This window comes from Streptomyces chattanoogensis, from assembly GCF_001294335.1.
Classification (GTDB): Bacteria; Actinomycetota; Actinomycetes; order Streptomycetales; family Streptomycetaceae; genus Streptomyces; species Streptomyces chattanoogensis.
Map to the genome: position 1 here is coordinate 57027 of NZ_LGKG01000142.1, position 25811 is coordinate 82837.

Sequence of the window (25811 nt, forward strand, 5' to 3'; positions counted from 1 at the left end):
GAAAACCACCCCTTAGCGTCACAGTGACGTTAAGGGGTGGTGGGGGCGTACCGCAAGCGGATTCGCCGGAGAGGCCTTAGAGCTCGACCTCGCGCATCAGCATCCCGACCTCCGTGTTGGTCATCCGGCGCAGCCAGCCCGACTTCTGGTCGCCCAGGGAGATCGGGCCGAAGGCCGTACGGACCAGCTTGTCGACCGGGAAGCCGGCCTCGGCGAGCATCCGGCGCACGATGTGCTTACGGCCCTCGTGGAGGGTGACCTCGACGAGGTAGTTCTTGCCGGTCTGCTGCACGACGCGGAAGTGGTCGGCGCGCGCGTACCCGTCCTCCAGCTGGATGCCGTCCTTGAGCATCTTGCCGATCTCACGCGGCAGCGGACCCTGGATCGCCGCCAGGTACGTCTTCTTGACGCCGTAGCGCGGGTGGGTGAGGCGGTGGGCCAGCTCGCCGTGGTTGGTGAGCAGGATGATGCCCTCGGTCTCGGTGTCCAGGCGGCCGACGTGGAAGAGCCGGGTCTCCCGGTTGGTGACGTAGTCGCCCAGGCACTGGCGGCCGTCGGGGTCCTCCATCGTGGAGACGACACCGGCCGGCTTGTTCAGGGCGAAGAAGAGGTACGACTGGGTGGCGACCGTCAGGCCGTCGACCTTGATCTCGTCCTTCTCCGGGTCGACCCGGACGCCCTGCTCCATGACGATCCGGCCGTTGACCTCGACCCGCGCCTGGTCGATCAGCTCCTCGCAGGCCCGCCGCGAGCCCATCCCGGCCCTGGCGAGCACCTTCTGCAGCCGCTCGCCCTCCTGCTCGGCGCCGGGGAAGGTCTTGGGGGTCTTGACCTGCGGCTTGTCGTGGCGGGCGCGGTTGCGCTCCTCGATCTGGGCGTCGTACTCGCGGGGGCGCGCGGGGGCCTGGCCGCGGCCGCGCTGCGGGGCGCCCTTGCCGCCCTGCCCCTGCTTGGCGCCTGTGCGCGGACCGCCCTTGGCGCCGCCGCGGGCCGCCGCGCCCCGGGCGCCGCCGGCCTTGGGGGCGCCGCCCTTGCGCTCGTCCTTGCGGTCCGAGGGGCCGCCGGATCCGCCCACGTCGTAGCGGCGCTCCTCGGGACGGGGGCGGCCGGCACGCTGCTGCTTCTCGTCCCGCTTGTTGCCGGCTCCGCGGTAGTTGCCCCTGCCGCTGCCGCTGTCCCTGCTGTTCCTGCCGCTGCTTCGCATCAATGATCCGTCTGAGAGTCGCCGCTGTCGTCTACGTCGAACGACGGGATACCTTCCGGGGAGTCGCCCTCGACCGCGTCCGCCTCCGGGAGGAACGGTGCGAGCTCAGGGAGCTCGTCCAGACCGCGCAGGCCCATCCGCTCCAGAAAGTAATTCGTCGTCCTGTACAGGATCGCACCTGTTTCAGGTTCCGTCCCCGCCTCCTCCACCAGGCCGCGCTGGAGGAGCGTGCGCATCACACCGTCACAGTTCACACCGCGCACGGCCGAGACGCGGGAACGGCTGACCGGCTGACGGTACGCGACCACGGCCAGAGTCTCCAATGCGGCCTGCGTGAGGCGGGCCTGCTGGCCGTCCAGGACGAAGCTCTCGACGGCGTCCGCGTACTCGGCGCGGGAGTAGAACCGCCAGCCGCCGGCCACCAGGCGCAGGTCGAAACCGCGGCCCTGGCGGGCGTAGTCGTCGGACAGCTCGCGCAGTGCCAGGGCCACCGCGCGGCGGGGGCGCTGCAGCACCTTCGCCAGGTGTTCCTCGGTCGCGGGCTCGTCCACCACCATGAGGACGGCCTCCACGGCGGGCTTGAGCTCCAGCTCGGCGACGCCCAGCGCCCCGGTGGGCGCCGGGGCCCCGGACGCCTCGGCGCCGGCCTCCTGGACCTCGTACGCGTCGCCGTAGGCCCCGTCCACGCTCATTCCGCCTCCTCCTGCTCCTGGGGCTCCACGGCCGCCTCCCGATCGAACTCGTCCGTCACCACCGGCTCGGCCCCCTCCGCGCCCGTCCAGCGCACCGTCAGCGTCCCCAGCGCCTCCTCCTGGTCCAGGGCGACCGCCCGCTCCCGGTAGAGCTCCAGCAGCGCCAGGAAGCGCGCCACGACGGTGAGGGTGTCCGGGGCGTCCGCCACCAGCTCCTGGAAGCCGGCCTCGCCCGCCTCGCGCAGCCGCGCCATCACCACCTCGGCCTGCTCCCGCACGCTCACCAGCGGCGCATGGATGTGGTCGACGTAGACCTGCGGCTTCGCCCTGGGCCGCATCGCCTTGACGGCCAGCCTGGCGAACCCCTCCGCCCCGATGCTGATGACCACCTCGGGCAGCAGCTCGGCGTGCTCCGGCTCCAGCCCGACGGTACGGGGGTAGCGGCGTCCCTCGTCCGTCAGCCGGTCGCTGAAGATGTCCGCGATGCGTTTGTACGCGCGGTACTGCAGCAGCCGCGCGAAGAGCAGGTCGCGGGCCTCCAGCAGGGCGAGATCCGCCTCGTCCTCCACCTCGGCGGCGGGCAGCAGCCGGGCCGCCTTCAGGTCCAGCAGCGTCGCCGCGACGACCAGGAACTCGGTGGTCTGGTCCAGGTCCCAGTCCGGCCCCATGGCCCGGATGTGTGCCATGAACTCGTCGGTGACCTTCGACAGCGCGACCTCGGTGACGTCCAGCTTGTGCTTGGCGATCAGCTGGAGGAGGAGGTCGAAGGGGCCCTCGAAGTTGTCCAGCCGGACGGTGAACCTGCCGTCGCCGGGCTCGGCAGCCTCGGCGGGCTCATCGGCACGGGCGGGTCCGGCGGGCTCGGCGGGGGCTTCGGGGACGTCCGGTGCGCAGGGGCCCGGCGGTCCGGCCTCCGGGGCCGGCGGCTCCGGCGCGGCCGGTACCTCCGGGGCCTCCTCCGCCTGGTCCGTCCCCGGCCCGCGCCCGAGTCGTCTGCGGGCGCGGGGAGCGAGGGCGTCGGCGGCGTCGTTGGGGGTTGTCGGCATCGCGGTCCATGGTGCTGCGGTCCCCGTGCCGGGGGCGACGGGCTGGTCACGGGCGGGACACCCGCCGAAAAGGCAGGCTATCCCGTACGTGCCTAACGTCCCCGGAGCCGTCGCACCAGGATGCTGGCGTCGCCGCGCGACTCCAGGTCGGCGAGGACTACGGCCACCGCCTCGCGGACGATCCGCCCCCGGTCGACGGCGAGGCCGTGTTCGCCGCGCAGGACCAGCCGGGCGTGTTCGAGGTCCATGAGCTCCTCGGCGGAGACATAGACGGTGATCTTCTCGTCGTGCCGTTCGCGGCCGCTGGGGCGGCGGTTGGCGCCCCGCCCGCCGCGGCGGCGGGTGCGGTCGGCGGTCCCCGTGACCGCCGCGGGCGTTGCGGTCGCCTCCTGGCCCGCCTGGCCCGGCTGCGCCCGGTGGCCCTTGGGGGCCGCCGCGTCCGCCGCACGGCCGCTGTGCTCGGCCGGGGAGACGGACGGGGAGGAGGCGGCCGGGGCGGCTGCCGGGGTGCGGCCGGGGTCGGCGGCCGGGTCCTCGGCCTGCCGTACCGCGGCGTCCCCCGGCTCCGCGGCCGGATCGGCCTCACCCGCCGGTGCGGGCACCCGGGGCTCGCCCGCCGCCGGGGAGCCGTTCGCCGGCCGGCGGGGCGGGGAGGACTGCAGCCCCATCCCCCCGGTGGTGCGGAACAGTTCGTCGGCTCCGGGCAGACTCACTCGGCGTGACACCGGGCGAGCACCTCCCTGGCGAGCTGGCGATAGGCGGCGGCACCGACGGAGTTGGAGGCGTACGTGGTGATCGGCTCACCGGCGACGGTGGTCTCCGGGAAGCGCACCGTACGGCCGATGACGGTGTGGTAGACGTGATCGTCGAAGGCCTCGACGACGCGCGCCAGCACCTCACGGCTGTGCACCGTGCGGGAGTCGTACATCGTCGCCAGGATGCCGTCCAGCTCCAGCTCGGGGTTGAGCCGCTCCTGGACCTTCTCGATCGTCTCGGTCAGCAGCGCGACACCGCGCAGCGCGAAGAACTCGCACTCCAGCGGCACGATGACCTTGTGAGCCGCCGTCAGGGCGTTGACGGTGAGCAGGCCGAGGGAGGGCTGACAGTCGATCACGATGTAGTCGTAGTCGGCCAGCAGCGGCTTCAGGGCGCGCTGCAGGGTCGACTCGCGCGCGACCTCGCTGACCAACTGCACCTCTGCCGCTGACAAATCGATATTGCTGGGCAGCAGGTCCATGTTGGGGACCGCGGTCTTCAGGAGCACCTCGTCGGCCGACATGCCCCGCTCCATGAGCAGGTTGTAGACCGTCAGGTCGAGCTCCATCGGGTTGACGCCGAGTCCGACCGACAGGGCGCCCTGCGGGTCGAAGTCGACGAGCAGCACCCGTCGTCCGTATTCGGCGAGTGCGGCGCCCAGGTTGATGGTCGAGGTGGTCTTGCCGACCCCGCCCTTCTGGTTGCACATCGCAATGATTTTGGCGGGGCCGTGATCCGAGAGCGGTCCCGGGATGGGGAAGTACGGGAGCGGGCGTCCGGTCGGGCCGACGCGTTCGCGGCGCTGGCGCGCGGCGTCCGGCGCGAGCGTCGCCGCGTACTCGGGGTCCGGTTCGTACTCCGCGTCCGGATCGTAGAAGTGCCCCTCGGGCAGGTCGTCGTAGTCGGCGAGACGGGCGGGATCTCCACTGCCCCGGTCGCCGGCCATGGCGTTCACGTGATGGCCGTCCATACTCTGGTGGGCTGTCGAGGAAGTGCTCTGGTGGGCTGCGAAGGTGTGGACCGCGACGGAGCCGACAGCCTCGAGCCCCGAGGGACCCTGGCCCCGTGCAACCGCTCCTGGCCGTCCGCCTCCGGGAGTAAATGTCGACTCATTCACAAGTCGTCTTACCTCCTTGGATGTGACCAGGAAACTTATCGATAGGTCAGCGTGGCACCATGCCGACGGTTGGCGACTCTATGGCGTGTCGGGCGTTCGCAGCAACACAATCCACCGGACCCGGCGCGATGTGTCGGTAACCCAACCCCTCAATGTCAAGGGCGCAGGGCGCTTCAACCTGATGTTTCGGGGGTGCGCGAATCGGTTAAAGGGTTACGTTCACGGCGAGTTGAGAGTCCGTCGGCCGGCGACCGCTCCACGGCGTGTCGCACATACGACCGGCCGGGCCCCGTCGACAGGGCCCGGCCGGATGCACCGCGCTTGACGCGCGTGATTGACGCTTTATCAGCCGAGGAGCGAGCGCAGCTCCACCGACTCGTAGCCGTGCGCTTCGGCGACGGGGCCGTAGACCACCTTGCCGTCGTGCGTGTTCAGGCCCTTGGCCAGAGCCGGGTCACGGCGCAGGGCCTCGACCCAGCCGCGGTTCGCCAGCTCCACGATGTAGGGCAGCGTGGCGTTGGTGAGCGCGTAGGTGGAGGTGTTCGGCACCGCGCCGGGCATGTTGGCGACGCAGTAGAAGACCGAGTTGTGGACCTCGAAGGTCGGCTCGGCGTGCGTGGTGGGACGGGAGTCCTCGAAGCAGCCGCCCTGGTCGATCGCGATGTCGACAAGGACACTTCCGGGCTTCATCTTGGCGACGAGCTCGTTGGTGACCAGCTTCGGGGCCTTGGCGCCCGGGATCAGGACGGCACCGACGACGAGGTCGGCCTCGACGACGGCCTTCTCCAGCTCGTAGGCGTTGGAGACGATCGTCTGCACCTTGGTGCCGAAGATCTTGTCCGCCTCGCGCAGCTTGTTGATGTCCCTGTCGAGCAGGGTGACGTGGAAGCCGAGGCCCACCGCGATCTGCACGGCGTTCCAGCCGGAGACGCCACCGCCGATGACGACGGCCTTGCCCGCCTGCACGCCCGGGACGCCGCCCGGCAGCACACCGCGGCCGCCGGCCTGGCGCATCAGGTGGTACGCGCCGACCTGCGGGGCGATCCGGCCCGCGACCTCGGACATCGGGGCGAGCAGCGGCAGCGCGCGGCCGGCCGTCTCGACGGTCTCGTAGGCGATGGCGGTGGTGCGGGACTCCAGCAGGGCGTCCGTGCACTCCTTGGAGGCGGCCAGGTGCAGGTAGGTGAAGAGCGTCTGGTCCTTGCGGAGGCGGTGGTACTCCTCCGCGATCGGCTCCTTGACCTTCAGCAGCAGGTCGGCAGAGCCCCAGACCTCGTCGGCGGTGTCGAGGATGGTGGCGCCGGCGGCGACGTACTCCTCGTTCGTGATGGACGAGCCGAGGCCGGCGTCCTTCTCGATGACGACCTGGTGGCCGTGGCGGACGAGCTCGTGGACACCGGCGGGCGTGATGGCCACGCGGAACTCGTTGTTCTTGACCTCGCGGGGGATACCGACCTTCACGTCGATCACGGTCCTTAAAAGAGCTTGCAGGAGGAATTATCCCCTCATGCGTTGCATGACGGAACTGACCGCGCCGTACGCGGCCCACCCAGTCTATTGAAGGAGCTCTTCTTGTCTAGCCTTGTAAAGCAATAATTCTTGTGAGCACCACTACCGATTTCGTAGGTCTGCTGGGGTGGCGGCGGAGTGATCTTCGAGGAGCCGCTCCCCGGCGGCGCGGTGGAGCCGGGCCGCCGCCGGGTCGCCGAGCCGCTCGAGGGTGTCCGCAATCCGCAGCTGCAGTGCCGCCTCCAGGAGTCCGTCGCCCGCTTTCCGGACGGTCTCGAGCGCCTCGCGGCAGGCCCGCAGCGCCTCCTCGGGGCGTCCCGCGCACTCCAGGACGTGGGCCAGCTCACCGGTCGCCCGCGCCTGGCCCGCCGTATCACCCGCCCTGCGGTAGGTGCGCGTGGCGGTCCGCCACGCCTTGAGCGCCTCGTCCCACCGGCCCGCCCGGGCGTATGCGCCGCCGATCCGGCCGTGCAGCCGCGCCGCGTCCGCCCGCTCCCCGCGGGCGAGCCGCAGTTCCAGCGCCCGTCCGTACCAGTCCGCGGCCCGCTGCCAGTCCCCCCGCTCGCCGTACATACCGCCCAGCGACTCCAGCGCCCGGCCGGTGGCCACCGCATCGTCCGCCGAGCGGGCCGCCTCCAGGGCGCCGCGGTAGCGGGTGAGCGCCGCATCCGTGCGTCCGGCCTGCGCGTCCAGGTCCGCGAGGTTGAGCAGCGCGGCGGCCTGCTCGCGCGCCAGCCCGCGCCGCCGGGCCACCTCGAGGACCAGCCCGTGCAGCGCGTAGAGGTCGGGCGCGGCCGCCTCGGGCCCCTGGTGCGCGAGCAGCGTACGGGTCAGCGCCGCCATCAACCGCCGGTCCAGCGTGTCGAGTTCACCGTCGGCGACGGCGATCCGGGCGGCGTCCAGCAGCACGCCGCGGCGGCCGCGCAGCCAGTCGGCGGCGGCGGCCCGCGAGGGGAAGCGCAGCGAGCGCGGCAGCCCGGCGACCTTCTGGCGGGCGGGCGAACCGGGCTCCTCGCTCATCGCCCGGCACGACACCAGCAGCCGTACGGTCCGCTGGAGCATCCGGGCGATGGCCAGCTGGATCTCGGCGGGCCGCTCGCAGTCCTCCAGCAGCTCGCGGACGAGCGGGGCGAGACAGCCGGGCAGCCGGTAGCGCGGGTGCCCCGCGGCGCCGTCGGGTGCCCCGTCCTGTCCCCCGCCCGGCCGCAGCATGCCCAGCGCGGTGAACTCGTGCAGCGCGGCCCCGGCCGTGCCGACCGAGCAGCCGGCCAGCGCGGCGACCGTGTGCGCGTCCACCAGGCCGCCGGGGGCCAGGACGGTCAGCCGCAGTATCCGGGCGGCGGGTGCGGGCAGCGCGTCGTAGGCGAGGCGGAAGGCGCGGTACAGCGGGCGGGCGGCGGTGGACAGACCCTCGGGCAGCGGTACGTCGCACAGCGCCTGGTGCAGATCGGCCAGCGAGGACCTGGGCCGGGCGGCGAGCCAGCCACCGGCCAGCACCAGGGCGGCGGGCTGGCCGGCGCATTCCTCGGCGACCGCGTCGGCGGTGCGGGGATCGACGGTGATCCGGGTCGGCCCGGCGAAACGGGCGAGGACGTCGACCGCGGCCGCGGCGTCCAGGCCGCCGAGGGTGCACGGCCGGACGTCGGGGATGCCGGTCAGCGGGCCCTGGGAGACCACCACGACCAGGCAGTCCGGGGCGTCCGGGAGCAGCGGTTCGACCTGTTCGGCGCCCGGGGCGTCGTCCAGGAACAGCAGGGCGCGGCGGCCGGCGAGCGCATCGCGCAGCAGCTCGCTCAGCTCGTCCTCGGCGGCGCCGGGCGGGGCATGGGTGCCGAGCGCCTCGAGCAGCTCGCGGGCGATCGCGTCGGTGGCGGCCGGTACCCCGTCCCGGCCGGTGAGCACGGCCCGCAGCACACCGTCGGGATAGTCGGCGGCGAGCTCGCGCAGCAGCGCCTCGGCGAGCGCGGTACGGCCCGATCCGGGCCGGCCCGCGATCAGCAGGACGCGGCTGCGGGTGCCCCGGCGGCCGGTGAGGGTGTCCAGGCCGGTGCGTTCGATGTCGGCGCGGAGCGCCTTGAGCTCGCGGCGGCGGCCGGAGATCCGGACGGCGGGGGGCGCGGCGGCGGGCGCGGGAACGGTGACCGTGAGAGCACCATCCCGGCGGGGCCCCGATGCCCGCCGGGACGGCGCGGCCGCGGCACCCCCGGCCGGCCGGTGCTTCTCCTCCGGCGGGAGCTGCCCGCCGCCCACCGCCTGATCCGTCACCGGCCACGCTCCTGTCCAGCTGCGCGTACGAGCCCGCCGAGATCGCCGACGGGAACGCTGCCGAGCGTAGTTCACGACCCGTCACCGGCCGCGCTCAGCGGGGCGGTTGGTCACTCGATCGGAACAGAAGATCATCAGACCGGTTACGAAAGCGACCGGTCAGCGGCCGGTCAGGCCTCGAAGGGACGGGCCGGCCACGGCGCGTCGGCCGGCCGCAGCGCGTCCAGGCCCTCGCCGGCCTGCGCCGCGGTCAGCGCCAGCACCCCCACCACCAGGCAGTTGTTGTGCAGCTCACCGGCGAGCACCCCGCGCACCAGCTCGTCCTGCGGCACCCGCGCCAGCTCCATGTCGGCCTCCTCCTCGGAGACCTCGAACCGCTCCCCCTCGGCCGCGGACAGATCCCGGGCGAGGAAGATCCGTACGGCCTCGTCGCAGCCGCCCGGCGTCGTATAGACATCGGTCAGCACCCGCCAGTCCTCCGCCTTGACGTGTGCCTCCTCGTACAGCTCGCGCTGGGCGGCGTGCAGCGGGTTCTCGCCGGGGATGTCGAGCAGCCCGGCCGGGATCTCCCACAGCCTCTGGCGTACCGGATGGCGGTACTGGCGCAGCACCAGCACCCGGCCCTCGTCGTCGAGGGCGAGCACGGCCACCGAGCCGGGGTGGACCTGGTAGTCGCGCTTGACGGTGCCGCCGTCGGGCATGACGACCTCGTCGGTGCGCACGCTGGTCTTGTTCCCGGTGAACGGCGTCGCGGTCGCGGTGACCGTCCACTCCTCCGGGGTGTCCTTGATCGCCATGACGCGCGTCCTCCTGTATGTGCCGTGCCTGTGCCAACGCAACCGGGGCACGGCCTCGCAGAACGAGGCCGCACCCCGGCAACCGTATCCGTCGCGGTGTCCGCTACTTCGCGGCACCCGTCTTGCGCGCAGCTTCCTGTCGTGCGACGGCCGCCTTCACCAGCCCGGCGAAGAGCGGGTGCGGGCGGGTCGGACGGGAACGCAGCTCCGGGTGCGCCTGGGTCGCGACCAGGTAGGGGTGCACCTCGCGCGGGTACTCGACGTACTCGACGAGCTTGTTGTCCGGGGAGGTGCCGGAGAACTGCAGTCCGGCCTTCTTCTCCAGCTCACCGCGGTAGGCGTTGTTGACCTCGTAGCGGTGGCGGTGGCGCTCCTCGACGTAGGGCTGGTTGTCGTACGTCTCGCGCACGATCGAGCCCTCGGCGAGCTTGGCCGGGTACATGCCCAGCCGCATCGTGCCGCCCATGTCGCCCTCGCCCGCGACGATGTCCAGCTGCTCGGCCATGGTGGAGATGACCGGGTGGGCCGTCGCCGGGTCGAACTCGGTGGAGTTGGCGCCCTCGATGCCGGCCAGGTTGCGGGCCGCCTCGATGACCACGCACTGCAGGCCCAGGCACAGGCCCAGCAGCGGCAGCTTCTTCTCACGGGCGTAGGTGATGGCGCCGACCTTGCCGTCCACACCGCGGTCGCCGAAGCCGCCGGGGATGCAGACCGCGTCGCAGTCGGAGAGCTGGGCCTCGGCGCCCGCCGGGGTCCGGCAGTCGTCGGAGGTGACCCACTTGATCTTCACGCGCGCCTTGTTCGCGAAGCCGCCGGCGCGCAGCGCCTCGGTGACCGAGAGGTAGGCGTCGGGCAGGTCGATGTACTTGCCGACCAGCGCGACCTTCACCTCGTGGTCGGGGTTGTGGACGCGGTCGAGCAGATCCGCCCACTGGGTCCAGTCCACATCACGGAACGGCAGGTCGAGCTTGCGCACGACATACGCGTCCAGGCCCTCGGCGTGCAGCACCTTGGGGATGTCGTAGATCGACGGGGCGTCGATGGCCGCGACCACGGCCGCCTCGTCCACGTCGCACATCAGGGAGATCTTGCGCTTGATCGCGGTGGGCACCTCGCGGTCGGCGCGCAGCACGATCGCGTCGGGCTGGATACCGATGTTGCGCAGCGCCGCGACGGAGTGCTGGGTCGGCTTGGTCTTCAGCTCACCGGACGGGCCGATGTAGGGGAGCAGCGAGATGTGCACGACGAAGACGTTGTCGCGGCCGACCTCGTGGCGGACCTGGCGGACGGTCTCCAGGAACGGCAGCGACTCGATGTCGCCGACCGTGCCGCCGACCTCGGTGATCACGACGTCGACGTCGTCGGTCGCCATCCGCCGGATGCGGTGCTTGATCTCGTTGGTGATGTGCGGGATGACCTGCACGGTGTCACCCAGGTACTCGCCGCGGCGCTCCTTGGCGATCACGGTGTTGTAGACCTGGCCGGTGGTGACGTTCGCGGAGCCGTCGAGGTCGACGTCCAGGAAACGCTCGTAGTGGCCGATGTCCAGGTCGGTCTCGGCACCGTCGTTCGTGACGAAGACCTCACCGTGCTGGAACGGGTTCATCGTTCCCGGGTCGACGTTCAGATAGGGGTCGAGCTTCTGCATCGTGACCCGCAGGCCGCGCGCCTTGAGGAGCGCACCCAGGCTGGAGGCGGTGAGCCCCTTGCCGAGCGAGGAGGCGACGCCCCCGGTGACGAAGAGGTGCTTGGTCGTCGTAGATGTGGGCGGCATGGCCAAGAGGGAGCTCCCGTGGTCGCGAGGTGGAGAGGTGCGAAGCGGCCGGACCTGGTGTTCCAGGGGTGCCGTCGCTGCGGTTCGGGGGTGCCGTGACTACTGCTGGATCCCACCGGTCCACGGGGTACCAGGCTATCAGCGACCGGGCATGGTCGCGCCCGCCCACGCAGGGTGACGTTTGGGTCGTCGCGCATGGTTACGACGGCGTGACACAGCCCACCCGATCGGACCATTCCACTCCTCGCGAGCGTCGCGCGGATCGCTCATCTGCGTCGTATCCTGCTCGGACACTCGCTAACGAGCCGCCCGGGAAGGCACCACCCCCGCCCGATTTCCGGTCCCGCTGCTCGGCGAAGTTTCATGGGCAGGACGGACAGTACATACGTCCCATGGGGGGCGTGACTCCAGTTCGACGGGAGATGCACGTGGCCGGGCGCATCGAGGACTACGCACTCATCGGCGATATGCAGACGGCCGCTCTGGTGTGCCGGGACGGCACGGTCGACTGGCTGTGCCTGCCCCGCTTCGACTCACCCGCAGTCTTCGCGGGACTGCTGGGCACCGAGGAGCACGGCTTCTGGCGGATGGGCCCGGCCTACGGCCCCGGCGCCGGTCCCCGGCCCGCCGACCGCCGCCGCTACCGGGGGGACTCCCTGGTGCTGGAATCCGAGTGGGACACCCCGCGCGGCACGGTCCGGGTGATCGACTTCATGCCGCCGCGCGACGGGGCGCCGCAGGTGATCCGCATCGTGGAGGGGGTCAGCGGCCGCGTCCCGATGCGTTCGGAGCTGCGGATGCGGTTCGCGTACGGCTGGGTGGTGCCCTGGGTCCACAAGCGCGAGGGCCGCACCGTCGCCGTCGCGGGCCCGGACTCGGTATGGCTGGACACCGAGGCCGAGACCTACGGCAAGGACCTGACGACGTACTCCGACTTCACCGTCTCCCCCGGCGACCGGATCGCCTTCACCATCAGCTGGCAGCCCTCGCACCACCAGCCGCCCGCCCTGGCCGAGCCGGAGGCGGCGCTGGAGGCCACCGAGGAGTTCTGGCGCGAGTGGGTCGAGCACTGTACGTACCACGGCCCCTACCGCGATGCGGTGGTCCGCTCGCTGATCACCCTCAAGGCCCTCACCTACGCGCCGACCGGCGGCATCGTCGCCGCACCGACGACCTCCCTGCCCGAGTGCATCGGCGGCGTCCGCAACTGGGACTACCGCTTCACCTGGCTCCGCGACGCCGCGATCACCCTCTCCTCCCTCCTGCGCACCGGCTACCGCGAAGAGGCGCGGGCCTGGCGCGAGTGGCTGCTGCGGGCGGTGGCCGGCGATCCGGACAACCTCCAGATCATGTACGGCATCGCCGGCGAGCGGGAGCTGGGCGAGAACGAACTCAACTGGCTTCCCGGGTACGAGAATTCGAGCCCGGTGCGGGTCGGCAACGGCGCCGCGGGCCAGCTCCAGCTGGACGTCTACGGCGAGGTCACCGAGGCCCTGCACCTGGCGCACATGACCGGTCTGGCCCGTAACGACTACGCCTCCCTCCTCCAGATCAAGCTGATCCAGTGGGTGGAGAAACACTGGGACCAGCCCGACGAGGGCATCTGGGAGGTCCGCGGGCCGCGCCGGCACTTCGTCCACTCCAAGGTCATGACCTGGGTCGCCGTCGACCGCACCGTCAAGCTGATCGAGTCGGGCGATGTGGACGGCCCGCTGGAGCGGTGGAAGGACCTGCGCGAGACCATCCACCGCGACGTCTGCGAGAAGGGTTACGACAAGGAGCGCAACACCTTCACCCAGTCCTACGGCTCCCAGGAGCTGGACGCCTCGCTGCTCCTCATCCCCCAGATGGGTTTTCTGCCGCCGGACGACAAGCGCGTCATCGGCACCATCGAGGCGATCCAGCGCGAGCTGTCCACCGAGGACGGGTTCATCCTGCGCTACCCCACCTCCGGCGAGGACGACCTCGGCGTGGACGGTCTGGAGGGCGAGGAGGGCGCGTTCCTGGCCTGCTCCTTCTGGCTCGCCGACGACCTGGCGATGATCGGCAGGGTGGAGGAGGCCCGCAAGCTCTTCGAGAAGCTGCTCTCGCTCCGCAACGACCTGGGACTGCTCGCGGAGGAGTGGGACCCCCGGCTCAAGCGCCAGGTGGGCAACTTCCCGCAGGCGTTCAGCCACGTCCCGCTGATCGACACGGCGCTGCGGCTGACGGCGAGCGGGGCGTACGGCGGCTGACGGGAGCGGCGGGCCTCGATCCTGCGGCCCGCCGCACACCCCGGCTCAGAACGGGGTGAGGGTGAGCGTCAGCTCCTTCGGGGCGCCGTCCTCGATGTACGAGGCCCATCCCGCGACATCGTCGAAGGCGAAGCCGTACGCCTTGCCGTCCAGGGTCGCCGCGTGCATGGCCTTGGCGTAGTGGTTGGTGAGCCGCTCCTGGTAGAAGGCGGCCGGGTCGGTGGTGGGCTGGGCGGCGTGTGCGGCGAGTGTGGAGCGGTTGAGGGCGGCGCCCAGGACGGCGGCGACCGGGCCCAGGGTGCCGTCGTTCGGGGCGGCGAGGGTGCCGTCGCAGAAGAGGACGTCGCGGGTGGACGGCTTGGCGAACGACACCGTGCCGGGCCCGGTGAAGGTGAGCTTGCCGCCGCTGACCCGGCCGGTGAAGGTGCCCGCGTTCGTCGTGACGGTGAGGTCCTTGGACGCGTAGGCGGCCCAGGCCTCGTCGATGGCGGGCGCGAGGTGGTCCTTCCCGAACAGCCCGCTGTCCAGGCCGTGCCCCGGCGCGATGACCCGCTTGTCGCCGATGACCAGGCGGTCGAACCCCTCGGACGCCCTGACATCGGCGAAGACCTTGGCGCGAGCGCCGTCCTTGAGTGTGCCGGTGGTCTGCTCCTTGGCGCCGCTGAGCTTGATCGCGAGCGGGACGCTGAACATGTCGACCATGGTGGTGTTGCAGTACATGCCGCCGGAGTTGTACGTGAACTCGGCGCAGTCGTGCAGCACGTCGTAATTGGGGTCGGACGCGACCCAGCCCGCCGGATAGGCCAGGGCCGCCTTCCCGTTGCCGTCCTCGACAGCCTTGAACCTGAGCTTGGCGCCGAGCGCGGTGTAGATCCGGCCGGACATCTGCGGCAGCCGGAGCGTGGTGGTGCCGGTGGCCGCGAGAGGTATGGCGTAGTCGGTGAAGCCGTCCGGGCCGTTGTCGGCGAGTGCGACGGGCTTGAGTTCGCCGTCCGGGGTGACATGCACCTGCTGGGTACCGTCGTTGCCGACGATATAGACCCATACCGAGGAATTCGCGTACTCCCCCGAGGCGTTGACGATGTGCAGGGGCAGACCCGCGGCGGCCCGGCCCGCGGGGGCCTGGGTGCCGGCGGCGCGGCCGGCGAGGGCGAGTCCGGAGGCGGTGGCGGCGCCGGCGGCGAGTCCGCCGAGCAGGGTGCGGCGGGTGATCACGAGGCGGCTCCTTGGCGTGCGGTACGGGCCGGGGCGGGCTGGGCGACGGATACGGCGACATGGTCGACGAGCAGCGAGGCACCCGGCCGGGTGGCGTCGGTGGGGGTGGCGGTGCCCGCGACACCGTCCGGGAAGGCGCCGCCCATCGCGAGGTTGAGCAGCAGGAAGTGGCCGTGGTGGGTGGCCTTCGCCCAGGTGTCGGCGTCCATCTCGGAGGCGTTGACGGTGTGGTAGCGCTGTCCGTCCACGTACCAGTTCAGGGATTCCGCGGCACCGTCGGTGCGGTCGAGTTCGAGTGCGTAGGTGTGGAATCCGGCCTGGCAGGCGGTGCCCGGGCAGTCGCGGGTATTCCCCTTGCCCTGGGTCTCGTTGCACGGTCCGCCCGGGCTGACGCCGCAGTGCAGCGTGCCCCAGACCTTGTTGATGCCGTTGACGTTCTCCATGACGTCGAATTCGCCGATGCCCGGCCAGTTCTGGTAGTTGCCCCGGTAGGCGTCGCCGAGCGTCCAGAAGGCCGGCCAGTAGCCGAGTGCGGCGTCCCCGGAGACATCGGGCATCCGGATGCTCGCCTCGATGCGCAGTTTGCCGCCGGCCGGCGCGGCGAAGTCGGTGCGGCGGGTCTCGATCCGGCCGGAGGTCCAGTCGGCGCCGTCCTTCAGTGCGGTGATCCTGAGATGGCCGGCGCCGTCGAGCTGGAGGTTCTCGGGGCGGTCGGTGTAGGTCTCGCGTTCGCCGGTGCCCCAGTTGGCCGGGCCGCCCGGGTAGCCGGTGCCGGTGTCGGTGATCCAGTCGTCGGCGGAGGGCTTCGCTCCGGCGGCGCCGTCGAAGTCGGTGCGCCAGACCTCCTGGAAGGCGGCCTCCCGGGGGGCGGGGGCGGCTGTGGGGGCGGTGGCTTCCCCTGCGGAGGCCGTGGGGAGTGCAAGGGCGTACGCGGTGACGAGTGCGGTGCTCGTGGCGAAGAGCACCGCTCTCCTTCGCGAGGCCCTCCTTCTCGGAGCTTTCTTTCTCATGCCCATGACATTCACGTCGGGGACATTCATGCTCATGACAGTCTCTCCTCGGCACGGTGGGGGGTAGTGAGGAGTTCCGTGGGGCACTACGGGATGAGAGCGCTCTCATCCCGTGCCCCGTGAACCCTGCCGACTCGACGGCACACCGTCAAGTCACCGCGTGGAAAAAGGAGTTGCATGGTGTCCGACCCGAAGGGCCCACGACCGACGCTGGAGGCCGTGGCGGCCCGCGCCGGAGTCTCCCGGGCCACGGTCTCCCGCGTGGTCAACGGCGGTACGGGCGTCCGGGACGCGGTCCGGGAGCGGGTCCGGCAGGTGGTGGCCGAGCTGGGCTACGTACCGAACAGCGCGGCCCGCTCCCTGGTCACCCGGCGTACCGGCGCGGTCGCCGTGATCATCGCCGAGCCGGAGACCCGGATCTTCACCGACCCGTTCTTCGGCCGCCAGCTCCGCGGCATCAGCCACGAGCTCTCGGCCGCGGACACCCAGCTCGTCCTTCTCCTTGTCGAGCACCGCGACAACTACGCCCGCATCGGCCGCTATCTGGCGGGCGGGCATGCCGACGGCGCGCTGATGTTCTCGCTGCACGGCGACGACCCGCTGCCCGCGATGGCCGAGCGCGCCGGACTGCCCACCGTCTACGGCGGCCGCCCCGGCTGGCCCGGCGCCGACCGCGCGCCGCGGCCGCTGTACGTCGACACCGACAACCGCGACGGCGCCCGTCAGGCCGTACGGCATCTCCTCGGCCGCGGCCGCCGCCGGATCGCCGTGATCACCGGCCCGCTCGACCAGACCTCCGCGCTCGACCGCCTCGACGGCTACCGCGATGCCCTGGGCACCGCGAATCCGGACCCGGGGCTGATCGCGGACGGCGGATTCACCGCGCTCGGCGGCGAACACGCCATGGCCCGGCTCCTCGATGCCGCCCCCGACCTGGACGCCGTCTTCGTCTGCTCCGACCTGATGGCGAACGGCGCGCTGCGCACGCTGCGGGCCCGCGGACGCCGGGTGCCGGACGATGTGGCGGTGGTCGGCTACGACGACCTCGAGCCCGCGGCCTGGGCGGACCCGCCGCTGACCACGGTGCGGCAGGACGTGGAGGAGATGGGCCGCCTGATGGCCCGGCTGCTGCTGCGGCGGCTGGGGGCCGGGGGGACGGGGGCGGGCCCGGACCTCGCACCGGTGATCACGGAGCCGCGGCTGGTGGTGCGCGAGTCCTCGTGAGGGGCGGCGGGGGCGGACGGGGCCTACCGCAGGTACCGGGAGGCGGGGCGGGGCCGGTGTGCCGGGGGTGCTGCCATCCGGACCGTGCCCCTCCGGATAGCGGACTGCGGGTACCGTTCGTCGCCATGGGGCCGGAAGCGAAAATCGAAGCCGAGATCACGGTACGCAGGGCACTGGAACTGCCCGCGCTGCGGCGCGGCCTGCCGGAGGTACTGGCCGGTGAGGACCGGCTGGACCGGCCGGTTCGGTGGGTGCATGCGGGCGAAGTACCGCATATCGCCTCACTGCTCAAGGGCGGCGAGCTGCTGCTGACCACCGGCCTGGGACTGGGCGCCCGGCCGTCCGAACAGCGCGCCTTCATCCGCAAGCTCGCCGACCGCGAGATCGCCGCTCTCGTCGTGGAGCTCGGCTCTCGTTTCGCATCGCTGCCCTCGGCGCTGATCGACAGCGCCCGGGAATGCGGCCTGCCGCTGATCCAGCTGCACCGCGAGGTCCCCTACGTCACCGTCACGGAGGCCATCCACACCGAGATCGTCAACAGCCACTACGCGCTGCTGCGCCGGGCCGACGAGATCCTGCGCCGCTGTACGGATGTGCTGCTGCGCGGCGGCGGCACGCCCGAGGTGCTGCGGCTGCTCGCCGACTTCACCGGCAACCCCCTCTGCCTGGAGGCCCCCGACGGCAGCCCGCTCTACGCAGCGGGCCCGGGCAGCGGCGACGAGGAGGGCCCCGGCGCGGCCGACCCCCTGCTGGCCTGGGAGGGCCTGCGCGACACCGGCGTACGCATCGACATCCCCGGCGGCGGCCACGGTCCCGACGCGGTCCGCGCCCACCTGGTCCTGCTCCCGGTCAACGCCCCGCTGGCCCCCGTCCACCGGATCGCGGCTGAACGCGCCGCCGACCTCCTGGCCGTCGTCATGCTCCAGTCCCGCCAGGAGGAGGTGCTGGCCGCACGGGGCCGCGGTGACTTCCTCGCCGACCTGGCGGAGGGCCGGATCTCCGCGGCCGAGGCCCCGGTCCAGGCCCGGCTGCTCGGCTTCCGGCCCGGCCCGGACCCCGTCCTCCCGGTCGTCATGCGGCTGCCCGCCGGCCTCCCCGGCCCCGGCAGCTGGGCCGTCCTCGCCCAGGCGCTGCGCGAGGAACTCGCCGCGCCCGGGGTGCCGGTGCTCCTCGGCGTACGGCCTGTGGAAAGCCGCGTCCCGATGCTGGTGGCGCTGCGCGCGGGCCAGGACCGCGCGGCGCTCGCCGACCGTATCGCCGAGGCCCTGCGCGCCGGAGTCGTCCGTGCGGGCCTCGACCGGCCCACCGCGCCCCGCCCCGTGGTGGTCGTCGGTACGGCGGGCGACTGGGCGGCGGCCGGCTCCGGACTGCGGCATGCGGCGGAGGCTGCGGCCGCGGCCGCGGGCCTTCCCGAGCAGCCCTGGTACGACGCCCGCCGCCTCGACATCGAACTCCTGCTGTGGCGCATGCGCGAACACGGCGAACAGGGCGTCCTGGCCGACTTCGTGGACCGCGCCATCGGCCCCCTCCTCGCCCACGACAGCACCGCCCGCCAGCCGCTGCTGCCCACTCTGGAGGCCTACCTGGCCAGCGCGGGCCGCAAGGCCGAGACCGCCCGCGACCTGAACGTCAACCGCCAGACCCTCTACGACCGCCTCGCCCGCATCGCCCAGCTCCTGGGCACCGACCTGGACGATCCCCAGACGGTGCTGGGCCTGCGCCTGGCCCTGCGCGCAAGGCGCCATACGGACCGCCCGTAGCACCCGTCCGGGCTCCCGGCTGCCCGCGTCCGGCTACCCCGCGACCGTCTCCGCCGCCGTGCCGGCGCCGAGCGCGACCAGCACCCCGCCCGTCGTGCGCTCCAGGTTGCGGTGCACCCGGGGGCGCCGCAGCCGGTCCAGCAGCCGGCCCGCGCAGACCACGACCAGCAGCAGCCAGCCCGCCGCTATGACCGCGTCGACGGCCCCGAGCAGCAGCGTGGCCCCCAGGACCGAGTGCCCCTCGGGCAGGAACTGCGGCACGACGGCCACGAAGAAGATGCCCACCTTGGGGTTGAGCAGACAGCTCAACAGCCCCTGCCGGAAGGCACGTACGGAGCTGAGCCGCGCGGCGGAACGTCCGCCCGCCTCCGTCTCTGCCTCCGCCTCCAGGGGCGCGGCCCCCGACGCCGTCGCCGCCCCGACCCGCCGCTGGGCCCACAGCGCCTGCCCGCCCAGCACCACCAGATAGGCCGCGCCCGCCAGCCGTACGACCGTGAACGCCGCGTCCCACCGCTGCAGCGCCGCCGCAAGCCCGACCGCCGCGGCGGCCGCCCAGGCGAGCGACCCGATCGCGGCACCGAGAGCCGTGGCCGCACCCGTGCGCCGTCCACCCCGCACGCAGTTGCGCAGCACCAGCAGGGTGTCCGGGCCAGGAGTCATCGTCATCAACAGGGCAAACAGCGCAAAGCCCAGTACCGCAGCGGTCACGGCGATCTCCTGTCGTACGAGAATCCGATTCCGGACGACCCTATCCGGGCGGTGTTGTCCGGCACCCCCGTCCGGCGGCATTGTCCGGCGGCCTTGCCCTGAACCGGCCCTGAAATCGAGCACCGCGGGAATACCGCCCGGGCCCCGCCGCGTTGTGGACCCGCAGGGGGCCCACGCATCCCCTAGGGGATCTGTTCGACCAACCCTTAAGGGTTCTGTTCGACCGCCCCTAGAGCGACAGCAGCGGCTCGGTCAACTCGTCGTACACGCTGAGGATCTGCGCAACCGTGTCGTCCTCGGTCGGCCACTCGGCCGCCTGGCTACGGCCCGCCGCGGCGAGCGCATCGCGGCGTACGGGATCGGCGAGGAGGCCGAGGACGCTACGGGCCAGGGCGGCGGCGTCCCCGTAGCGGACGAGTTCCGCGGCCGGGCCCACCAGTTCGCGGGTGCCACCGGTGTCGGTGGCGACCAGCGGGACACCGGCCCTCAGTGCCTCCTGGGCGATCAGGGACCGCGCTTCCCAGCGGCTGGGCAGCACCACCAGGTCGGCGGCGGCGAGGAGTTCGGGCACGTCGTCGCGGCGGCCGAGCAGCTGGACGGGCAGCCGTTCGGCGTCGATGCGCCGCTGCAGCGCGGCCCGCTGCTCGCCCTCGCCCGCGATGACGAGCAGCGGCTGCGGGTCGAGTGAGCACCAGGCGTGTGCCGCGTCGAGCAGCAGGTCGTGGCCGTGATGCGGTTCGAGCCGGCCGACCGCGAGCAGCAGCGGCCGGTCCACCGCGCCCAGTTCGGCCCGTTCCTTGCGCCGCATCCGGTCATGGTCCTCGGGCTCGGACGGGGCGCGGCCCGGACGGGGGCGCGGAATCGCGACCGGCGCCAGCCGGGCATCGCGCGCGCCCCGTTCGCGCGCCCGGTCCACCAGGTCGGAACAGGCCCCCAGGACGACGGCGGCGGCGCGGGCCACCCTCCGTTCCATCAGATGCACGAGCCCGGCCCGCGCGCCCTCGGAGTGCGCCTTGGTGTGCCAGGTGATGACCAGGGGGACACGCGCGCCCCGGGGACCGCGCAGCCCGCGCAGCGCCATCGTGGCCCGCAGCCCGGCCCGCAGTCCGTGTGCGTGCACCAGGTCGGCGTCCCAGCAGGCGCTGCGCAGCGAGGCCACTGCCGCCGGGTCCATCCGCGGGCTGACCTGCGCGAACCGTGCGCCTGCGGCGGTGAAGCCGTAGGCCTGCTCGGCGTCCGCCGTGGCGCAGACCGTGACCCGTACCCCGCGGGCGACCAGCCCTTCGGCCAGCGAGCGGACATGCGCCGCGCTGCCGGCGCTTCCGTGCCCGAGCACCTGGACCGTGCGCAGCGGCGACTGCCCGTGCGACGAGGTCGGGGTGCTGGTCACGAGGTCGGGGCTCCTGGGTCGGGGGACGGTAGGACCGTACCGGTGGCGCGGTCCGAGTACTACAAGGCGCTGCGGCAGGCTGCCGGTGGCGGGCGGGACGTCCCCCGACCGGGCGGGACGGCACGAGCGCGCCCGGTACCGCGCACCGCGCACCGCGCACCGCGCACCGCGCACCGCGCACCGCGCACCGCGCACCGCGCACCGCGCCCAGGATGCCAGCCCCGCGGCACCGGTTCGGCACCGTCCGGACGCCGTTCCGGTGGGATCGATCGCCCCCGGCGCCGCGGGATCACCCACATGGGCGATACCTGAGCCGCTCCCCGGCTGCCGCAGGCCCGAAGAGACGGCCGGAAGTCGTCGTCGGGGGTGGATCCGGCGGTCCCCACGGCGCGCTGCTCGACGGCGGTGCGCCCCGGCGGCTCCAGGGCGCACCCCGGGCCGTGACGCCCCGGCGGCGCCGCTCCTCAGATCGCGGCGACGGCCCGGCTGACCCGGTCCCCCGCCGCCGCGGCGGCGACCAGGCCCACGGCGTGCGCGGCGAGGCCCTTGCGCCCGTTCCCGGCAACGATGGCGAGCCCGAGGGCCGCGCCGAGCGCGTGCGCCCCGGCGTCCCCGATCATCGTGCGCTCCGCGAGGTCGTCGCCGATGACCGCGGCCGCGGCTCCCATGGGCGCGGCGGACAGCGCCCCGGCCTCTCCGCGGCGCAGCAGCCCCGGCGCGCCGAGGGCCAGGACGGCGCCGGTCGCCCGGCCCGGCCGGACGTCGAGGAGGTTCACCAGATGGGCCGAGCCCGCGATCACCACACCGGCGAGGAGCTTGTCGGCCGGGTGCCGCTTCAGCAGTGCGCCGGCGGCGAGCCCGGCGGCACCTATACCGAACAGCTTCACCGTCCCGCTGGTGACCTCCCCCTGGCGCAGCGCCGAGAGATGCGCCCGGAATCCGCGCCGGGTGTCGCCGACGCCGAAGACATCGTCGTACGCCCCGCAGCCCCCGGCGGCCAGCACCGCGAGGGCCGTGGCGCCCCGGGTACGGGCGGAGAGTCCCGGTGCGGTGACGGCCGCGAGCGCGGTACCGGTGGCCGTGGCGAGCCCGGCGTGCAGGTGGACGGTCCGCCCCGCGTAGTTCTTGCGGTCCCACAGGACGGCGCCACCCGGCGGACGCTTCCCGAGCACCCCGTACGCGGCCCGCGTCGCCCCCGCCGCCCCGAGCATCGACGAGATCCGCCCCAGCACCTTGCCGCGTGCCGCCGCCATGTCGCTCCCCTCCCCCGGCACCGTGCCGGGCTCAACTCCCCGCCACCCTAGGCAGAGCGCCGTGCCCGACTCGTCCCGGGGACCGGGAATATCCCTCCCGCCCCGCCGCGTTGGAGGCCTGCAAGGGGCCCTCGCATCCCCTAGGGGATCCGTTCGAACGACCCTTAAGGGATATCCGCCCGGCGACGCCGCGGCCCGCACTCCCCACCGCGGCCGTGCTCCCCACCGCCGCCGTGCGCCCCGCCTGGCCCGTACGCCCCTGAGCGCGCCCCTCAGCGCCCCGTACGCGCAGTCTCCAGCAGCTCCTCGGCGTGCGCCCGCGCCGTTTCGGAGTCCTCCTGGCCCGCCAGCATCCGGGAGAGTTCACGGACCCGCTCCTCGCCCTCCAGGACGGTGACCCCGCTCCTGGTGACCGAGCCGTCGTGGGTCTTCTCCACCAGGAGCTGGCGGTCCGCGAACGCCGCGACCTGCGGAAGGTGGGTGACCACCACGACCTGCGCCGACCTGGCGAGCCGGGCCAGCCGCCGGCCGACCTCGACGGCCGCCTTGCCGCCGACGCCCGCGTCGACCTCGTCGAAGAGGTAGGTCGGTACGGGGTCGGACCCGGCGAAGACCACCTCGACGGCGAGCATCACCCGGGAGAGCTCACCGCCGGACGCGCCCTTGGCGATCGGGCGCGGCGGGGTGCCCGGGTGCGGGGCGAGCAGGAGTTCCACCTCGTCGGCGCCGTGCGGCCCGTAGGCCACCGTGCGGCCGCCGACCTCGATGCCGTCGGCCGCGTCGGCCGTGGCGGGCAGCTCGGTCTGGCGGATCTGCACGCTCACCCGGGCGTGCGGCATGGCCAGTTCGGCGAGTTCGGCGGTCACCGCGTCGGCGAACCGCTTGGCGGAGGCCGTCCGGGCATCGGTCAACTCCTGCGCCAGTTCGCCCAGTTCTGCGCGAAGGGCGTCCCGTTCGGCGGTCAGCTCGCCGATCCGGTCGTCGTCGCCGTCCAGTTCGGCGAGCCGTGCGGCGCTCCGTTCCGACCAGGCCAGGACGCCCGCGATGTCCTCGCCGTATTTGCGCGTGAGGTGGTTGAGGGCGGCGCGCCGCTCCTCGACCGCGGCGAGCCGCAGCGGGTCGGCGTCCAGGCCGTCCGCGTAACTGGCCAGCTCGCCCGCCACATCGGCCATCAGGATGCCGATCTCGCCGAGCCGGTCGGCCAGTGCGGACAGCGCCGGGTCGTGGCTGCGTACGGCGTCGAGCGCGCGGTGGGCGCCGGCGACCAGGGTGGTGCCGTCGACGTCCTCGGGGTCCTCGGGGTTGCCGGCCAGCGCGGCGTGCGCGGCGGTCGCGGCGGAGGCCAGCGCCTCGGCGTGGCCCAGCCGTTCGGCCTCGGCGGCGAGCTCGGTGTCCTCGCCCGGCTGCGGTTCGGCGGCGGCGATCTCGTCCAGGCCGAAGCGGAGCAGATCGGCTTCCTGGGAGCGTTCCCGCGCCCGGGTCGTGAGCTCCTCCAGCTCGGCGGCGACGGCGCGCAGCCGCTTGTGGGCGGCGCCGTATTTGGCGAGCGGGACGGCGACGGCGTCCCCGGCGTAGCGGTCCAGCGCCTGGCGCTGCCGGGCCGGGCGCAGCAGGCCCTGCTGGTCGGTCTGGCCGTGCACGGCGACCAGGTCGTCCGCCAGCTCCCCGAGCAGGCCGACCGGGACGGACCGGCCGCCCAGATGCGCGCGTGAGCGGCCCTCGGCGGAGAGGGTACGGCTTATCAGCAGCGCACCGTCGTCCAGCTCCGCGCCGGCCTCCTCGGCCCGTACGGCCGCGGGGGCCCCTGGTCCGATGGCGACCCTTCCCTCGACGACCGCCGACTTGGCACCGATCCGCACCAGGGCGGGGTCCGCGCGCCCGCCGAGCAGCAGGCCGAGACTCGTGACGACCATGGTCTTGCCCGCGCCCGTCTCGCCGGTCACCGCCGTGAAACCCGGGGACAGCTCGACAACGGCATCGTCAATGACGCCCAGGGACCGGATCCGCATCTCCTCCAACACGGATACGACCTTACGAGGTCCGGGGGCCGCCCCGCGACGGCCTCCCCCTGTCTCCTCCTGTCCCTCGCGCAACGGACTGGGGAAACGCCTGGCCCGCGCCCTGCGGAAAACCCCACCCGAAGTCTGAGGACTTCCACATGGTGCGGGGCCGCACCCGTCCGTCACGCTGAGTCACGAAAGCAACGAAGGGAGTTCTCATGAGCCTCGCCGACCGCCGCCGGTCCCGCAGTCCCGGCCCCGCGCCCCTCCTCCTGACGGGCATGACCGTCCTCACCGTCCTCACCGCCCTCGCCACGACCGCCGCCTGCACCGCCCCGTCCACAGCGGGCCGCGGGGCGGACGCGGGTCCCCGGGGCCGTGCCGCGGCGGCGCGACCGGCAGCGGCCGGCGCCCTGGAAGGCGTCTGGCGGATGGACGGCTACGGCACCCTGGTCGCCATCAAGGGCCGCAGCCTGCGGACGTACGAGGCGACCGCCGTCAGCTGCCTCCCCGGCGGCGTCACGGGCACCCGCGCGGGTGCGCCCGACGCGCACGGACGCAGCCGGTTCACCGTCCCCCAAGGCCTTGAGGGCCAGGAAGGTGCCCCCTTCGACGCCGCGCCCCTCACCGTGAGCCCGTCCGGACCCGGCCGCGCCGGCCTGGCGATCGCGGACAACGTCGGCCGGCGCACCCTGCACCGCATCGGTGCGCTGCCCGCCCGCTGCGCCGAGCGCCCGTCCCGCGACCCGCGTGCGGTCTTCGACGTCTTCTGGCGGACCTACGCCGAGAATTACCCGTTCTTCCGCGCGAAGAAGATCGACTGGACGGCGGTCCGCGAGCGGTACCGACCCCGCATCACGGCGAAGACGACCGACGACGAACTGTTCGCGGTGCTGCGCGCGATGATCGAGCCGCTGCACGACGCGCACACCCACATCGCCGCCGGCCGCGGCCGGCACTACGCCGGCAAGCGCCCCGGTACGGTGCTGCCCACCCCCGAATCCGCGGCCCGTACCGACAGAGCCATAGCGGCGAACCTCGGCCCCGGTGTCACTCAGCGCCACTGGGCACAGGGGAAGCTCTCCTACGCCGATCTCCCCGGCCGCATCGGCTACTTCCGCATCACGCAGTTCGCCGATTACACCGAGAAGGGTGACTACGCCGGCGATGTCGCCGCGCTCGACCGCGCCCTGGACTCCGTGTTCACCAGGGCCCGTACGCAAGGCCCGGCCGCCCTGCGCGGGCTCGTCACCGACCTGCGGCTCAACGGCGGCGGCGCGGACCCGCTCGGCCTGCGGATCGCCTCCCGGCTCACCGGCCGCCCGTATCTCGCCTATGCCAAGCGGGCGCGCAACCACCCGTCGGCCCCGGAGAAGTTCACCCGGCCCCAGCCGATACGGATCCACCCGTACCGGGGCCCCGTCTACACCGGCCCGGTCACGGTCCTCACGGGGCCGCTGACGATCAGCGCGGGCGAGACCTTCACCCAGTCCGTGATGGGCCGCGCCCCCGCCCCCACCCGGATCGGGCAGCCCACCCAGGGCGTCTTCTCCGACGTCCTGGACCGCACCCTCCCCAACGGCTGGACGTTCGGCCTGCCCAACGAGGAATTCCTCACCGCCGACGGCCGCACCTTCGACGGCCCCGGCATACCCCCGGCCATCCGGACACCCGTCTTCAGCGACAAGGAGCTCGATGCCCGGCGCGACTCCGCACTCACCCGAGCCCGCGCGCTCCTGAACGGCCGCGCACCCAAGGCCGTACGGCCCTAGGGGCGCCGCGCGCCCATGGCCGTACGGGGGGGGGATCAACGGCCGGGCCCGCGACGGCCTCCCGACCAGCGCTGGGGACCCCACC

General features: G+C 73.1%; 19 protein-coding genes. 4 read left to right on the top strand and 15 right to left on the bottom strand.

Features of this window, described 5'->3' with window-relative positions:
- Positions 1–76: 76 nt before the first annotated feature.
- The 9 genes from ADL29_RS21470 to ADL29_RS21510 all read right to left on the bottom strand — a co-directional run bounded on the left by ADL29_RS21470 (position 77) and on the right by ADL29_RS21510 (position 11160).
- Positions 77–1204 (bottom strand): pseudouridine synthase, encoded by a 1128-nt coding sequence (locus tag ADL29_RS21470; protein WP_053925238.1) that lies wholly within the window; start codon positions 1202–1204, stop codon positions 77–79.
- Positions 1204–1896 carry an SMC-Scp complex subunit ScpB gene (gene scpB / locus ADL29_RS21475; RefSeq protein ID WP_245689566.1) on the bottom strand — a complete coding sequence of 231 codons (693 nt, stop codon included), beginning with the start codon at positions 1894–1896 and terminating at the stop codon, positions 1204–1206. Before scpB ends, ADL29_RS21470 begins: the two co-directional genes overlap by 1 nt.
- Positions 1893–2942 (bottom strand): segregation and condensation protein A, encoded by a 1050-nt coding sequence (locus ADL29_RS21480; protein WP_053925239.1) that lies wholly within the window; start codon positions 2940–2942, stop codon positions 1893–1895. Before ADL29_RS21480 ends, scpB begins: the two co-directional genes overlap by 4 nt.
- 92 nt (positions 2943–3034) lie before the next feature.
- Positions 3035–3655 (bottom strand): hypothetical protein, encoded by a 621-nt coding sequence (locus ADL29_RS21485; protein WP_046928740.1) that lies wholly within the window; start codon positions 3653–3655, stop codon positions 3035–3037.
- Positions 3652–4668: a ParA family protein gene (locus ADL29_RS21490; protein ID WP_046928739.1), complete on the bottom strand. Its 1017-nt coding sequence runs from the start codon at positions 4666–4668 to the stop codon at positions 3652–3654. Before ADL29_RS21490 ends, ADL29_RS21485 begins: the two co-directional genes overlap by 4 nt.
- Positions 4669–5160: 492 nt before the next feature.
- Positions 5161–6276 carry an alanine dehydrogenase gene (ald, locus tag ADL29_RS21495; RefSeq protein WP_053925267.1) on the bottom strand — a complete coding sequence of 372 codons (1116 nt, stop codon included), beginning with the start codon at positions 6274–6276 and terminating at the stop codon, positions 5161–5163.
- A 150-nt stretch (positions 6277–6426) separates the two neighbouring features.
- Positions 6427–8589: a tetratricopeptide repeat protein gene (locus ADL29_RS21500; RefSeq protein ID WP_053925240.1), complete on the bottom strand. Its 2163-nt coding sequence runs from the start codon at positions 8587–8589 to the stop codon at positions 6427–6429.
- A gap of 170 nt (positions 8590–8759) precedes the next feature.
- Entirely contained in the window at positions 8760–9386 is a 627-nt protein-coding gene (locus ADL29_RS21505; protein ID WP_046928737.1) for an NUDIX domain-containing protein, read from the bottom strand.
- 103 nt (positions 9387–9489) lie between these two features.
- Entirely contained in the window at positions 9490–11160 is a 1671-nt protein-coding gene (locus ADL29_RS21510) for a CTP synthase (protein WP_053925241.1), read from the bottom strand.
- Between the two features lie 422 nt (positions 11161–11582).
- On the opposite strand from ADL29_RS21510, the gene ADL29_RS21515 reads away from it, so the two are divergent.
- Entirely contained in the window at positions 11583–13394 is a 1812-nt protein-coding gene (locus tag ADL29_RS21515; protein ID WP_053925242.1) for a glycoside hydrolase family 15 protein, read from the top strand.
- A gap of 45 nt (positions 13395–13439) precedes the next feature.
- Here ADL29_RS21515 and ADL29_RS21520 read toward each other — a convergent pair whose 3' ends face one another.
- Both ADL29_RS21520 and ADL29_RS21525 read right to left on the bottom strand, forming a co-directional pair.
- Positions 13440–14609 (bottom strand): beta-1,3-glucanase family protein, encoded by a 1170-nt coding sequence (locus ADL29_RS21520; RefSeq protein ID WP_053925243.1) that lies wholly within the window; start codon positions 14607–14609, stop codon positions 13440–13442.
- A complete protein-coding gene (locus ADL29_RS21525) occupies positions 14606–15574 on the bottom strand; it encodes a glycoside hydrolase family 16 protein (protein WP_245689567.1) in 969 nt (322 codons plus the stop codon). The genes ADL29_RS21520 and ADL29_RS21525 overlap by 4 nt, the downstream gene beginning before the upstream one ends.
- A gap of 222 nt (positions 15575–15796) precedes the next feature.
- On the opposite strand from ADL29_RS21525, the gene ADL29_RS21530 reads away from it, so the two are divergent.
- Together ADL29_RS21530 and ADL29_RS21535 are read left to right on the top strand one after the other, a co-directional pair.
- Positions 15797–16843 carry a LacI family DNA-binding transcriptional regulator gene (locus tag ADL29_RS21530; protein ID WP_053925244.1) on the top strand — a complete coding sequence of 349 codons (1047 nt, stop codon included), beginning with the start codon at positions 15797–15799 and terminating at the stop codon, positions 16841–16843.
- 125 nt (positions 16844–16968) lie between these two features.
- Entirely contained in the window at positions 16969–18603 is a 1635-nt protein-coding gene (locus tag ADL29_RS21535) for a PucR family transcriptional regulator (RefSeq protein WP_053925245.1), read from the top strand.
- A 33-nt stretch (positions 18604–18636) separates the two neighbouring features.
- Here ADL29_RS21535 and ADL29_RS21540 read toward each other — a convergent pair whose 3' ends face one another.
- The 4 genes from ADL29_RS21540 to recN form a co-directional block, all read right to left on the bottom strand.
- On the bottom strand, positions 18637–19311 hold the full coding sequence (locus ADL29_RS21540) for a LysE family translocator (RefSeq protein WP_053925246.1): 675 nt from the start codon (positions 19309–19311) through the stop codon (positions 18637–18639).
- Positions 19312–19540: 229 nt separating this feature from the next.
- Positions 19541–20701: a glycosyltransferase family 4 protein gene (locus ADL29_RS21545; RefSeq protein WP_053925247.1), complete on the bottom strand. Its 1161-nt coding sequence runs from the start codon at positions 20699–20701 to the stop codon at positions 19541–19543.
- 464 nt (positions 20702–21165) lie between these two features.
- On the bottom strand, positions 21166–21954 hold the full coding sequence (locus ADL29_RS21550; RefSeq protein ID WP_053925248.1) for a hypothetical protein: 789 nt from the start codon (positions 21952–21954) through the stop codon (positions 21166–21168).
- Between the two features lie 272 nt (positions 21955–22226).
- Entirely contained in the window at positions 22227–23963 is a 1737-nt protein-coding gene (gene recN, locus ADL29_RS21555) for a DNA repair protein RecN (protein WP_053925249.1), read from the bottom strand.
- Positions 23964–24172: 209 nt separating this feature from the next.
- Here recN and ADL29_RS21560 point away from each other — a divergent pair, with 209 nt between their 5' ends.
- On the top strand, positions 24173–25726 hold the full coding sequence (locus ADL29_RS21560; protein ID WP_053925250.1) for a S41 family peptidase: 1554 nt from the start codon (positions 24173–24175) through the stop codon (positions 25724–25726).
- The last annotated feature ends 85 nt before the right edge of the window (positions 25727–25811 follow it).